This is a genomic window from Rhodospirillaceae bacterium, assembly GCA_016712715.1.
GTDB lineage: Bacteria > Pseudomonadota > Alphaproteobacteria > Dongiales > Dongiaceae > Dongia.
This window is the reverse complement of the sequence record JADJQM010000002.1, coordinates 529,307-542,847: the sequence shown is the minus strand read 5'-3', so window position 1 is coordinate 542,847 and position 13,541 is coordinate 529,307. Positions and strand designations below refer to the sequence as shown.

General features: G+C 61.5%; 11 protein-coding genes and 1 pseudogene. 5 read left to right on the top strand and 7 right to left on the bottom strand.

The genetic code is table 11. The features are described 5' to 3' along the window. Positions 1 to 70: 70 nt before the first annotated feature. The gene (locus tag IPK59_13300; protein ID MBK8159692.1) at positions 71 to 1,516 is read right to left on the bottom strand and encodes an aminotransferase; all 1,446 of its coding nucleotides are present in this window, start codon (positions 1,514 to 1,516) and stop codon (positions 71 to 73) included. A 94-nt stretch (positions 1,517 to 1,610) separates the two neighbouring features. Between IPK59_13300 and IPK59_13295 the strand changes: the two genes are divergently transcribed. Beyond that, a complete protein-coding gene (locus tag IPK59_13295) occupies positions 1,611 to 2,255 on the top strand; it encodes a TetR/AcrR family transcriptional regulator (GenBank protein ID MBK8159691.1) in 645 nt (214 codons plus the stop codon). A 256-nt stretch (positions 2,256 to 2,511) separates the two neighbouring features. Here IPK59_13295 and IPK59_13290 read toward each other — a convergent pair whose 3' ends face one another. Beyond that, on the bottom strand, positions 2,512 to 3,087 hold the full coding sequence (locus tag IPK59_13290; protein ID MBK8159690.1) for an NUDIX domain-containing protein: 576 nt from the start codon (positions 3,085 to 3,087) through the stop codon (positions 2,512 to 2,514). A gap of 202 nt (positions 3,088 to 3,289) precedes the next feature. Between IPK59_13290 and IPK59_13285 the strand changes: the two genes are divergently transcribed. Together IPK59_13285 and IPK59_13280 are read left to right on the top strand one after the other, a co-directional pair. After that, complete coding sequence (locus IPK59_13285; GenBank protein MBK8159689.1) at positions 3,290 to 3,784, top strand: hypothetical protein; 495 nt, start codon at positions 3,290 to 3,292, stop codon at positions 3,782 to 3,784. Next, complete coding sequence (locus tag IPK59_13280) at positions 3,784 to 4,734, top strand: hypothetical protein (protein MBK8159688.1); 951 nt, start codon at positions 3,784 to 3,786, stop codon at positions 4,732 to 4,734. Before IPK59_13285 ends, IPK59_13280 begins: the two co-directional genes overlap by 1 nt. 4 nt (positions 4,735 to 4,738) lie before the next feature. Here IPK59_13280 and IPK59_13275 read toward each other — a convergent pair whose 3' ends face one another. From IPK59_13275 to IPK59_13260, 4 genes are all read right to left on the bottom strand, one after another. Next, a complete protein-coding gene (locus IPK59_13275; GenBank protein MBK8159687.1) occupies positions 4,739 to 5,791 on the bottom strand; it encodes a dipeptidase in 1,053 nt (350 codons plus the stop codon). A gap of 285 nt (positions 5,792 to 6,076) precedes the next feature. After that, on the bottom strand, positions 6,077 to 7,915 hold the full coding sequence (locus IPK59_13270) for an ABC transporter ATP-binding protein (protein ID MBK8159686.1): 1,839 nt from the start codon (positions 7,913 to 7,915) through the stop codon (positions 6,077 to 6,079). A 524-nt stretch (positions 7,916 to 8,439) separates the two neighbouring features. Continuing rightward, entirely contained in the window at positions 8,440 to 10,029 is a 1,590-nt protein-coding gene (locus IPK59_13265) for an ABC transporter substrate-binding protein (GenBank protein ID MBK8159685.1), read from the bottom strand. Between the two features lie 76 nt (positions 10,030 to 10,105). Further along, positions 10,106 to 10,975, bottom strand: a complete 870-nt coding sequence (locus IPK59_13260; protein MBK8159684.1) for a hypothetical protein — start codon at positions 10,973 to 10,975, stop codon at positions 10,106 to 10,108. 133 nt (positions 10,976 to 11,108) lie between these two features. Here IPK59_13260 and IPK59_13255 point away from each other — a divergent pair. After that, positions 11,109 to 12,298: pseudogene (locus IPK59_13255) on the top strand (amidohydrolase family protein). Here the strand turns inward: IPK59_13255 and htpX are convergent. Next, a complete protein-coding gene (htpX, locus tag IPK59_13250; protein ID MBK8159683.1) occupies positions 12,295 to 13,239 on the bottom strand; it encodes a zinc metalloprotease HtpX in 945 nt (314 codons plus the stop codon). The pseudogene IPK59_13255 and the gene htpX sit on opposite strands and share 4 nt — an antisense overlap. A gap of 114 nt (positions 13,240 to 13,353) precedes the next feature. On the opposite strand from htpX, the gene IPK59_13245 reads away from it, so the two are divergent. Further along, positions 13,354 to 13,536: a DUF1674 domain-containing protein gene (locus IPK59_13245; GenBank protein ID MBK8159682.1), complete on the top strand. Its 183-nt coding sequence runs from the start codon at positions 13,354 to 13,356 to the stop codon at positions 13,534 to 13,536. Positions 13,537 to 13,541: the final 5 nt, after the last annotated feature.

Sequence of the window (13,541 nt, the reverse complement as noted above, 5' to 3'; positions counted from 1 at the left end):
CGGTCTCACCACCCTCACCTGACCCTCTCCCGCGAGGGGAGAGGGGATGAGGGCGATGGGGAAGATCATATCAATCCGTGTAATGCCCCTCGGCGCGCAGATCGGCCAGCGTGGCTTCGATACCCTGGCGGAGCAGTGAGACCAGCTCGTCAATCTCCTCCTTGCTCAAGGTGAGCGGCGGGGAGATCACGTTCAAGGCACCCAGCGGCCGCACGATGAGCCCCAGGCGCTCGCAATGATCCGAGATGCGCTTGCCGATATTGACGTGATCCGGGAAGTGTTCGCGTGTGCCCTTATCCATCACATTCTCAACGCACATCATGAACTGGCGCCCACGGACTTCGCCGACGATGGGGAGTTCGAGCAATGTGCGCAGCTGGGCTTCGAGATACGGCCCCATCTCGCGCACATGGCCGGGTAAATCCTCGCGTTCCATCAGCGCGATGTTCGCCAAAGCAGCCGCACAGGCGACCGGATGGCCGGAATAGGTATAGCCGTTGGTGAACCAGCCATTGGGATCGGCGGTGCTCATCGCCTCATAGATGCGGTCGGAGAAGATGCAGGCACCCAGCGGCTGATAGCCGGAGGTGAGGCCCTTTGCCGTCACGATCATGTCGGGGACGATGCCGAACACATCTTCGGACGCGAAGAAATGCCCCAAGCGCCCGAACGCCGTCACCACTTCATCCGAGATGTAGAGGATGTCGTGCTTGTGGCAGAGATCCAGCGAGCGCTTGTGATAGCCCTTCGGCGGTACGATGACGCCGCCGGCTCCCATCACGGGCTCGGCAAAGAAGCAGGCGATGTTGTCGGGCCCCACTTCCAGGATCTTGGCTTCCAGCTCGTCGATCAGGTAATCGCAGAACTGTTGCTCGCTCATGCCCTTGCCGACGCCATTGGGGAGCACTTCATGCGCCCGGTAATAGTTGGGCGAGGAGACGTGGTGGATCCAGTCCTCGAGATAATGGAGATAAGGCGAGCGGTCGCCGGGGCGCCCGGTGATCGAGCCGGTGAGATAGGTCGAACCATGATAGGCGTCGACGCGGGACAGAATTTGCTTCTTCGACTTCTTGCCGCGCTTGGCGTGGTAATAATGCGCGATGCGCACGGCGGTGTCGTTGGCGGTCGACCCGCCGCAGGTGAAGAACACCTTGTTGAGATCGCCCGGCGCCAATGAGGCAAGCTTCGCCGCCAGTTCCGCCGCCGGCACGTTGGTGGTGTCGACGAAGGGGTTGAAGAACGCCATGCGGCTCGCCTGCGCCGCGATCGCATCGACGATCTCGCGCCTTCCATAGCCGATGTTCACACACCACAGCCCGCCGATGCCGTCGAGATAGCGCTTGCCCGAGAGGTCATAGACATAGGCGCCCTCGGCCCGGCCCATGACCAGCGAGCCGTCCTTTTTGAAGCTGTCGAAATGGGTCCAGGGATGGACGAAATGGTCCTTGTCCTTCTGCCAGATGTCCTTCGGGTCGACCTGGTCGAGGCTGGCGGCGGCAATATGCCCGGTACCCATGATGCTTCTCCCTAAAACTCAATGAACGCGCTATTATTGAAGTCAGAAAAATATTATAGTCGTTTCAATATTACAGTCAATCAAGGAAACACCGATGGCCGATGGCGGGCTGCGTGCGCGGCAAAAAGAGAAGCGAAAACAAGCGATTATGGTGGCCGCCGCCCGGCTGTTCCAGGCCCAGGGCTTCAACGCGGCCTCGATGGAGGACATCGCCCAGGCGGCCGAGCTCTCGGTCGGCACGGTCTATAACTACTTCAAATCGAAGGCCGAGATCGGCCTTGCCATCTACCAGGCCGACCGCGACCTGGTGCAGGCGGCCACAAGCCAGATCATCGACAACCCGCCGGCCGACCCCGTGGATGCGATCTGCCGCATGATGGAAACCGACTTCGAAACCGAGATCGGCTATCTCGACCGCGCCGTCTGGTCGTCGCTGTTCGGCGCGTCCTTCACCGACCAGTCGAGCCTCTCCTCGGCCTTCGTCTCGGACGAACTGATGCGCGTCGACCAGTTCCGGAAGCTCCTCCAGGTTCTCTGCCGTGCGGGCAAGATCGACGTGAACGCCGATATCGATGCGGCCGCTGAAATGCTGGGCGCCCTCAACCTCTGGTACTTCATGCGCTGGCTGGCGGGCCTGCGTTCAGGCGAGGGCAATGCCCAGAGCGGCATCCTCGACGCGGAAGCCAAGGCAACCCTCCGCCGCCACGTGGCGCAGCTGATGCGGGGACTCGTGGTTTAGGCGGGCGCAACTGTCATCCCCGCGAAAGCGGGGATCCATGGGTGTGCCTGCAACACCCCCTCACCCTGACCCTCTCCCGCCCCGCCGACGAATGTCGGCATTCGCCGACAGGGGAGAGGGAATGAGGTGCCATCCGCAAAAGCCTTCGCGACGAAGAGCTATTGCACCTAACGCACTAAGCCCCTCTCCCCTCGCGGGAGAGGGGTTGGGGTGAGGGGGTGAGCGAAGAGTGAATGACAGAGCGCAACGCTCCTCTTCACCCCATCAACTTCGCCAATTCCGCATATTGCAGCAGCATGATGGTCTTGGCATCAACGATGCGCCCGTCCCTGACCATCTCCAGCGCTTGCGTGAGCGTCATCTCCAGCACCTCGATATCCTCGCCCTCATGGGCAAGTCCCCCGCCCTCGCCGGTGCGGGTCGCAGCCGAATACTCAGCGGCGAAGAAGGTGAGCTTCTCGGTGACCGACCCCGGGCTCATGAAGGCCTCGAACAGGCGCGTGGGCTTGGTGACCTCGACACCGCATTCCTCGGCCGCTTCCTTGACGATCGCCGTCTCCGGATCATGCGCATCGAGCAGCCCCGCGCACACCTCGATCAATGGCTCCGGATGGCCATTGGCATAGGCCGGGAATCGGAACTGTCGCGTGAGTAGCACGGTCCCCCGCGCCGGATCATAAAGCAGGATGCACGCCCCATTCCCCCGGTCATAACTCTCCCGCGTGCAGGTCACCCACGACCCGTCCCGCCGTTCAAGCTCGAAGGTGGTCTTCTTGAGGAGGTAGTAGTCGTCGGAAAGAACATGAGATTCGATGAGTCGTATTGTCGTCATTTCTCAACCGCTTAGTCTGACAGTGTAAAGTTATAGACGAGCATCTTCAGGGTTGCTATGTTATGCATATATAATCGCTAAAATAGCAAATTCAGTGAGTCGCGCTTTGGCAACACTACCCTCATTTAACAGTGCAGGCTTGTTGCCCCCTTTCTTGGGTGCCGATGCAACGACGCATGAGCGTTCTCCGTACATCGCATCGATGATCGAGTTCGCAGACGCGTTCGGAACTACGCCTCATCGTCGCTCGTTAATAAGAAATTTAGTGCAGTACCGTACTCTGTTGGCAACAGACGGCTATCTACATGGCATCCAATTCGTCGATGGCAGCTTCGTGGAAAATGTCGAAACAAATCGGGGCCGCCCTCCGGGAGACATCGACGTATTAAGCCTTCTAGAAGCTCCGGCGAAGTATCACCCGAGCAACGCTGACTGGGATAGCAATTGGCAAAATACCGGTGAAGCATTTTGGAAAAGCGAAGTCGTCAATAGACCGGTCAACAAGGCGAGGTTCTTGCTTGATACCTACGCTATGATTGTCACCGAAATGCCATTGGAAGGCTTCTTGGACAACGTGATCTATTGGTACAGCCTTTTCTCACATCAGAGAGATACCTTCGCCTGGAAAGGCTTTGTGCGGATTGCTCTAAACACTGATGAAGACGCAGAGGTGCTCGAGCGTTTGAGGGACGCATAATGCCCACTCTATTATCACTTGAATCGCTAGAGGCGGACCGAAGGTTTGTCGAGGAGCAACTGGCTCGAGACAAAGCAGATCGCTGGGGTACGACTCGATTGATGTGGGAAAATCGGCTAGCGGATATCAACGAGCAAATAGATTCGATTAAGCGATCCACTTCGAGTCACGCGAGCGTGGCACTCGTCTTCGATGGTTTGCCAGTTATTGGCTCGCACGACATCAGGTTAGACTTTGCTGCGGATATCCTCGATAGCTATCAGAAGATAATTTCAACAATGCTGGCGTCGAACAATGCTCTCCCCATCTTAAAGTCAGGGCCAGTGCGCGGAGCGCAGGCTTCTCAACTTTTTATCCGCGATATTGTGCGCGGGTCATTCGGCTTTGTGCTGGAAGAACTCGTTCCGAACCAAAGCAGCTTTGTTTCCAGCAATCTGAAAAATGCCGTCGAAAGTGCCACTCGGCTAATTGAAGAGCTAAGCGGAACTGCTGAGGACGAATTCGAAAGTGCGCTAAATGCCGCGCCGCCCAGACTAATATCTGCGATTCAAAAGTTCGCGAAGGTTCTCGCCACCGCAAATGCGTCCACGAAGATAATTGGCGACGAGAATCAAATAGGTCTAAGTGGTGAGGTAGTCGATCGCCTCAATAGTCGCTTGAACGATATCAAGGTGACTGACAACACCGATTGGATAGATGGGATCCTTCTCGGAATACTTCCAGAATCTCACGAATTCGAGCTGAAACTCGGTGAGTTAGGCGAGATACTTAAGGGCAGCGTCTCTGATGAGCTTGTCCTGAAGTACACGACAGATGCGATTTTTAAGGACCAGCTTTTGCTAAAGCCGGTCAGGGCCAAGGTCCAAAAGATAACAACATCACGTAAGGGCAAGCCCATAAAAGAGCTGAATACGCTGGAGTCTGTTGAGCCCACGCTGGTTGACGAATAATTCCCTATCTCCAACACGCCTCCGCCACCCGCATGAAGTTCCCGCCCATGATGGCGATGACGTCTGCATCCTTATATCCGTGATTCAACAACCCGGCGGCGATATCGGGCAAGCGCTCCGGTGACACGAAGCGGATGTTGCTGAAATTGAACTCGGCGCCCTTCACCTTGGGCCACCACAAGGCCGGGTCTTCGCCTTCGGGCAAATCGCTGTGGTCCTGGTCGAAGGAATAGTCGATGCCGATGCCGACATGCGCCACGCCAATGCGCTCCACCATGTAATCCACGTGGCGGATGATGGTGTCGGTCTCGATATCGGCGCCCAGGAACGGGCCGATGCCGGTGATGGCGACGATGCCGCCGGTGCGGCCCACGGCGGCGATCTGCTCATCGTCGATGTTACGCGGGTGGTCGCACAGTGCCTTGGCGTTGCTGTGGGAGAAGACCACGGGTTTTGTCGACACCTCCATCACGTCGAGGCTGGTCTGCTTCGCTGAATGCGAGCAGTCCATGATGATGCCGACGCGGTTGATCTCCTTCACCACCTCGCGCCCCAGTTTGGTGAGGCCCTGGTTCTTGCCGAAGCAGCCGCCCGCGATCTGGTTGTCGCGGTTGTAGGCCAAGTGCATCTGGCGGACGCCGAGATCGCGGTAGAGGCCGATCATCGCAAGGTCATCGTCCAGCATGACCGAGCCTTCGAGGTCGAAGCCGACCGCTAGCTTGCCTTCCTTCTTGGCGCGGTGGATGTCGGAGAGCGTGTCGGCCAGCACGTAGTGATCGGCGTGGCGCTTGATCCAGTCGCGGAAGCCCGCGATGACGCGGATGCATTGGTTGAGCGGATTGAAATCCATGCCGACATTGACCGAGACATAAGTGGCCCCCGCCGCGCGGTGGCGTTCCAGCGCGCTGCAATCATAGTTCGGCAGCAAGGGCAGGCAGGCATGGGCGTCCCAGATGATGCTGTCCTTGTAAAGAAGCGGCCAGTTTTCACGCGGCAGCAGCGGTTCGGTCGGCTCAACGCCCTTGGGCGTTTTCTGGGTCTTCAGCGGCTTGTTCATCTGCGGATCTCCAACTGCACTGTCCGGCATCATAGCGGGGGTGCGGGTCATGAGGAAAGTGAGCATGGGGGAGTTCTCTGTGATGGGTTCTTCAGTCGCTCCCCCTCACCCCAACCCCTCTCCCGCGAGGGGAGAGGGGCCAAGTGCGCAGGGTGCAATAGTCTTCAGTCGCGAAAACCACGGCCGGTGGCACCACATTCCCTCTCCCCTGTCGGCGAAGGCCGACATTCGTCGGCAGGGCGGGAGAGGGTCAGGGTGAGGGGGTGGTCCGACCGGGTCAGGTCTTCACGCCGCTTCCTCGTCGTCATCCTCATCAATGAGCCCCAGGACCTGGCGGTCGAAGAGGCGGCGGTAGATGCCGTCTTCCCGGCCGATGAGGACCGCGTGGCTGCCTTCCTCGACCACCTTGCCCTGGTCGAAGATGATGATGCGTTCCAGCGCCCGCACGGTCGAGAGCCGGTGGGCGATGACGATCGCCGTGCGGCCTTCGATCAGGCGTTCGGTCGCTTCCTGGATGAGCGCCTCGGATTCCGAATCGAGGCTCGACGTGGCCTCGTCCAGAATGAGGATCGGCGCATCCGCCAGGAACGCCCGCGCCAAAGCCACGCGCTGGCGCTCGCCGCCCGAAAGCTTCACCCCGCGCTCGCCCACCAGGGTTCCGTAGCCCTTGGGCAGGCGCTCGATGAAATCATGGGCGTTGGCAAGGCGCGCCGCCTGCTCGATCTCGGCAAGGCTAGCACCCGGCCGCGCATAGGCGATGTTCTCCGCAAGGCTGCGGTGGAACAGCACCGGTTCCTGCTGTACCAGCGCGATCTGCGATCGCAGGCTTGATTGCTGCGCGGTTGCAACATTCTGCCCGTCGATGCGGATCTCGCCCGCCTGGATGTCGTAGAGCCGCTGGATCAGCTTGACGAAGGTCGTCTTGCCCGATCCCGACAGCCCCACGAGCCCTACTTTCTCGCCGGCCTTGATGGTCAGCGAGAAATCCTTGTAAAGCGGCGTCTGGTGCCCGCCGTAATGGAAGGTCACGCGGTCGAACACGATCTCGCCGCGCGTGATCTCGATCGGCCGTGCCCAGTAGCCATCCTTCACGCCGAACGGTGTGGCATGGATCGCCACCAGTTCCTCCATGTCATTCACCGCGCGCTGCAGGTCGCGGATATACGACCCGATGTCATAGAGATAGCCGTGGATCACCAGATAGGCGGTGAGCACATAGGCGACCTCGCCGGGCGTGGCTTGACCGTTCCACCACAGATAAAGCGCCATGCCGATGATGGCGGCGCGCAGGGTCAGCAACATCACCGACTGGATGGTGCCGTTCATCGTGCCGCGCATCCAGGTCCGCACGGTGCGCCGCCGCCATTTGGCGACGATGCGCTCCAGCAGGCTGTCCTCGCGCGATTCGGCGCCGAAGCTTTTCACCACCGCGTTGCAGGTGATGGCATCGGCCAGGGCCCCGCCGAGGCGCGTATCCCACTGGTTGGAGAGGGAGGCCGCCGGCCCCACGAACTTCACCGAGAGCGTCGCCGCCACCGCGATATAGGTGATGGCGCCCACCAGCACGAGGAGGCCCATCATCGGCCAGTGCCAGGCCAGCAGCAGGCTCGAGCCCAGCAGCACGATGACCGCCGGGAACAGCGAGAGCAGTACCGTGTCGTTGAGCTGATCCAATGCCCACATGCCGCGCGTCACCTTGCGCACGGTCGAGCCGCCGAAGGTGTTGGCATGCCAGTCGGTGGCAAAGCGCTGCACGCGCCAGAAACTCTCCTGCAGCAGCCGCGACATGTTGCGCAGCGTGAGTTGCACGATGCCGGCGAAGGCCAGGAACCGGAACGTCACCGCGACGAGACCCAGGCACATGATGCTGCCCAGCGCGATGAGCGCGTCATGCAAGGCCGCGTCGCCATGGGGCTGGCTCACCGCGTCGATGAGATGGCCGGCGAAGAGCGGGATGCAGATGTCCATCAAGGTCGCCACCATGATGGTGCCGCCGGACCACAGGACAAGCGGCACCTGCCGCCGCCAATAACTGAACGAAAAGGCGAAGACAGACGCAAAAGCGCTGCGCTTCTTGGGGTTCCGGGCCTTGGCGCCGACCGCATGCGCGGGCGCCTCTATCATATCGGTCATGATTTTGTCGGTGATTCCCATGAATCACCGCCTCTGTCTGTTCCGGGGGAAAGCGGGGGCTGACAGGAACGCGCGCGATGGCGGCGAGAGTCCCGATGTAAGGCCCCAGGAAACAATCGCTTCCGCGCAAATCGTCCCGGCTATGTAAAACTTGAAAGGAGAAAAGTGGTCTGAGTACAGGCCGCTAACTGGCCTGTACGATCTCGCGGTGACCTAAGAGTGGTACGGCGAGATCATCAGGCCGGGGGATGTAAATGCGAGCATGTAAGTCATGCGTGCCTCCCGGCGAAAGTTGTTGAAGGCCAGACCATAACCGCCCTGCGACATTTTGGCAAGGGGGCGATGCTCGGAAAATGTGCGGGGAGTTCCGTGTTGCGCGACACGCGCGCCATGGCATTCCCTCCCCTTCAGGGGAGGTTAGGTGAGGGGCATGGGTGATGATTGTATGAGATCGAAACTGAAACCGGCCCCCTCCCGACCTCCCCCTGAAGGGGGGGGAAAGAAGCGACTCTAAATCACGCAAACCACCAGCGTTCGAACACATAGCCGCCGTCATGGTCGTAATTGGTGTTGAGCTCGCCATGCTCGACCTTGGTGGAATGGGCCGAGGTGAAGTTGTTGAACATCAGCACAATGATTCCGCCATCGTCATGGAGGATCTGCTGCATCTCGGCATACATGGCGCCGCGCTTGACCTCGTCGATCTCGGCGCGGGCGGCCAGCAGCAATTCGTTGAAGCGGCCATTCTTCCAGAAGGTGTCGTTCCAGGCGGCCTCGGCGGCATAGGCCGTGGTGAACATCCAGTCGGCGGTGGGGCGGCCGCTCCAATAGGAGAAGCACCAGGGCTTCTTCATCCAGACCGAATCCCAATAGCCGTCATTGGCTTCCTTGATGACATTGATGTCGATATTCGCCTTGGCGGCGGATTCGCGCATCAGGGTCGCGGCGTCGACCGCGCCGGCAAAGGCCGCATCGGCCGCCGAGAGATCGACCTTGAGGCTGGCGAGGCCGGCCTTCTTCAGGTGGAACCTGGCCTTCTCCGGATCATAGGAATAGGTGGGTTCCGGCTGGGTCGCATATTTGATCGAGGGCGCCAGCGGATTGTCGTTGCCGGCGCGGCCATGGCCCAGCAGCACCTTCTTCACGATCTCCTCGCGGTCGATTGCCCATTTGAGGGCCAGGCGCACATCGACATTGTCGAAGGGGGCCGCGCGCACATCCATCGGCGCCACGTAATGCGAGAAGCCGGTGACGTCGGTGATCTTGATATCCGGGTTGCGCTCCAGCAGGCCCAGGGTCTTCAGATCCGCCCGGTCCATATAGTCGATGTCCCCGGTGAGGAGCGCATTCTGCCGCGCCGCCACGTCGACGATCGACATCATCTCGATCTCGTCGAAATAGGGACCGTCCTTGTGGAAATTGGGATTCCGCTTGGCGCTGAACTTCACGCCCGGGTCATATTTGTCCATGACGAAGGGGCCGGTGCCGACACCGGACTTCCAGTCGATGCCGCCGTCACCGGCGGCCTGGAAGATCGGCAGGTGATAATCGGTGGTGATGTAGGGGAAGTCGGCGCTGCCGGATTTCAAGGTGAACACGACCGTGTCCTTGCCGTCGGCCTTGATGTCGACGATGTCCTCGAGGACCGATTTCGCCGCCGATTTCGAGTTCTCGCCGCGGTGATAGTTATAGGTCGCGATCACATCCTCGGCGGAGAGCGACTTGCCGTTGTGGAACTCGACACCTTTCCGCAGCTTGTAGACCCAGGTCTTGGCGCCGTCCGCCGCCTCGACGCTCTCGGCGAGGTCGGGCACGGCGTTGTTCTTCTGGTCGATCGCGGTGAGGCAGGAGCCAATGACGAAGCCCACATCGGCTGAAAACGCATTGGCCCAGGTGGCGGGGTCCAGGCTGTCCGAGGTCTGGCCATGGCCGATGCCGGCGCGGAACTTGCCGCCCTTCTTCGGCTCGGCGCGGGCGGCCTTGGTGAACAGGGTTTCGGCGGCGGTGACCGTGATGCCGGCCGCGAGCGCCATCTGGATGAAGTCGCGGCGGCCCATGCGGCCTTGGCTCGCCAGTGATTGCATCGTTTTCAAGTCCATCGACATCCCCAAAGCCCCTCTCTTATGGTTTGACGCCCAAGCTACGTTAGGCGTCGATAAGGCCGTCTCTCAATGTTTTTAATTAGAACACCGGAGCTTCGAATGCGACAAGTCGAGGTGTCAGCAGCCTGGTGCCCGGCAGGTGTTGCGCGACGAAATTCCGCACGGCGGCGGGCTCGTCCGGGGTGGCCAGCCAGAGGACAAGGTGATGGCGATGGCGCTTCACGGCATGGCGGGTGAGGACATGAAGGTCGTCGGGGGCGGCGATGGCGACCGGCGCCTTGGCATGGGCCGCCAGGACGGCCATCGCGATTTCGAGCAACTCGCCGGCGCCGATGAGGGCGATTTCCGCGTCACCGCTCAATGCGACAAGCTGGGCGAAAGCATCGCGCAGATGACGATACAGCGCCAGCCCCTGCCCGATATAGGCGCTGGCCAGGGCCTGCACTTGGCCCATGCCGGCATCGGTCAACAGATAGCGATAGCCGCTGCCCTGACCCTGTGGCCGGTCGAGCTTGAGCAGCCAGCCTTCGCGGACGGCCTGCGCGGTATAGACGTTGACCACCGCCAGCGAGACGTTGAGGAGGGCGGCGAGGCGCCGCTGGGAGAGCAGCGGATCTGCGCGATAGGCGGTGAGGGTGCGCAAGGCGAGCTCGCGCTCCACATGGCGCTTTTCCTGGCGGATCTTCGGGAAGGGATAGGCGCCAAGCAGGTTTTCGCCAATGCCGGGCCTGTTTCCCTCGGGCGGGCGCGGCGGTGGGTTGAGCTGCGCCAGGTAATCGAGCGCCCAGGCCTTGGCCTGGGGCAGCTCGGCCTGGCCGGTGCTTTTGACCAGGGGCCGGGCGCTGCCGGGCCGGCGGAACGCCGCCTGCCAGAACCGGGTCGGGCGGTCGTCGCGCTTGAACAGGCGCACGCTGCGGCCGGCGAGGAAGATCGATCCGTCCCGCGCCATGGCCTAAACTAGGTGTGTGCAAGGTGTGTGCATTTATGGCACGATAACAGAGGCGGCGAGCCCGGCCAAGTCAGGCCGGGGCATTTGTCATACTACTGAAATATAAGAACCGGTTGCTGAGGAGCGGGGCAAGATGGCAGGCGATATCTTCATCCGGAACGTTAGGCTACCGAACGGCAATCCGGTCGATATCAGCGTCAACCAGGGCAAATTCACGGCGATCGGCCAGGATTTGGCCCCGCCGCCGGCCGTCCAGGTCATCGAGGGTGCCGGGCGGCTGGTCCTCCCGGCCTTGGTCGAATCCCATGCCCATTTCGACAAGACCCTGTGGGGCCAGCCCTGGCGGCCCAACAGCGCCGGCCCACCTTGCGCGACTATATCGACAATGAGCGCCGCATCCTGCGCGGCCTCAACGTCCCCATCGCCGCGCGCGCCGGGAAGCTGATCGAGAATTGCATCGCCAAGGGCTCGTTGCATTTCCGCTGCCATATCGATGTCGATCCTGAATTCGGGCTGGCCCATGTCGAGGCGATGCTGGCCCTGCGCGAGGTCTACCGCGACATCATCACCATGGATTTCGTGGTGTTCCCGCAGACCGGCCTGCTCATCCGCCCCGGCACGGCGGCGATCATGGAAGAAGCGCTGAAGCTCGGCGTCGAGAATGTCGGCGGGCTGGATCCCGCCGGCATCGACAACGATCCGATCCGGCATCTCGAGACGATCTTCGGCATGGCCGAGAAGTATGGGCGCGGTGTCGACATCCATCTCCACGACAAAGGCGAGCTCGGCCTGTGGACGATCGAGCGCATCGCCGATTTCACCAAGGCGCGCGGCCTCAAGGACAAGGTCGTCATCAGCCATGCCTATTGCCTGGGCCAGGCGGGCGAAGCACGGCTGGAGAAGATCGCGGCGCGCCTTGGCGAGACCGGCATCAGCATCATGACCACGGCGCCGGCCGATTGCCCCGCCCCGCCGGTGGCGACCCTGCGCGCGGCGGGGGTCAATGTCTGCATGGGATCGGACGGCATCCGCGATGCCTGGTCGCCCTTGGGCACCGGCGACATGCTGGAACGCGCACTGCTGCTCTGCTTGCGCTTCGATTTTGCCAAGTATGCGGAGCTGGCCGCGGCGTTCGATTGCGTGACTGAGGCCGGTGCCAAGGCGCTGGGCCTTGCGGATTACGGATTGGCGGTTGGTCGTCCGGCCAATCTCATCCTGCTGCCGGCCGAGAATATCGGCATGGCGATCGCCGAGCGGAACCGCGACCGCCTGGTCATCGCCCGCGGCAAGGTGGTGGCGGAGGGTGGGGTGTTTCTGTCTTAGCCCCAGGGTCCGCGACGCTGCCGTTCCACGGTCGACGGAATGGCCGACCTGCGCGTCGCGCGCGGCGTTGGACCGGGCCGTACCGCAGCCATCGCCATGCCACCGCTTTCCATCGCCAGCAGGCGTTCGATGCGGTTGGCGACAGCGGGGTGGGTCGAAAACAGGCTGTCGCCGGTGCGGCCATGGAGCGGGTTGACGATGAAGAGATGGGCCGAGGCCGGATTGGCTTCGGCGATCTCGTTATCGATCACCTCGGCGCCCTGGCTGATCTTGTTGAGCGCACTGGCGAGCGCGCGCGGCTGGCCGCTGATCTCGGCGCCGATGCGGTCGGCCTCGTATTCGCGGCCACGTGAGATCGCCATCTGCACCAGCATGGCAGCGAGCGGCGCCAGCAGCATGACCACCAGGCTGCCGATGCCGCCCAGCGGCGAATTGCGGTCGTCGCGATGACCCATCATTCCCATGAACATCAGCGAATTGGCCAGCATGCCGATGGCGCCGGCCAGAACCGCCGTCACGGTCATGATGAGCGAATCGCGGTTCTTCACATGGGCGAGCTCATGGGCCATGACGCCCGCCACCTCGTCGCGCGACAGCATGCGCAACAGGCCCGTGGTCGCAGCGACCGCCGCGTTCTCCGGATTGCGGCCGGTGGCGAAGGCATTGGGCTGGTCATTGTCGATGATGTAAACCTTCGGCATGGGCAGGCCAGCGCGCTGGGCGAGGGCAGCCACGATGCCTTCCAACTCATGCCCCTCGGCCGGCTGCGCGCGGTACATGCGCAGCACGATCTTGTCGGCGTTCCAATAGGCGAACAGGTTCATCGCCAGGGCCACGCCGAACGCGATGATGACACCGGTCTGCCCGCCGATCACATATCCGACCGCCAGGAACAGGCCGGTCATCGCGGCCAAAAGCAGAGCGGTGCGCATGTAACCCATCTGTCATCGATCTCCGTCTGAAAAACCGCAAGTCGCTGATTGGCAAGATTGTTACGGGAACCTGGTGAATCAAGCCCCTTGACGTTCCGGCCTTCTGTCCTATCGTCTGGTCTGATGAGCAATCCCAACGACAAGCCCGCTGAAAAACCCGCTGAAAATCCAGGCATTCCCCCGAGGAAACCAGCAACGGCACCAGACGCAGCCAAGCTGCCGCCAAAGGAATTTGGCGGCCCCACCGGCCCGGAACCAACGCGCTATGGCGATTGGGAGCGCAATGGCAAGGTCAGCGACTTCTGATGCCC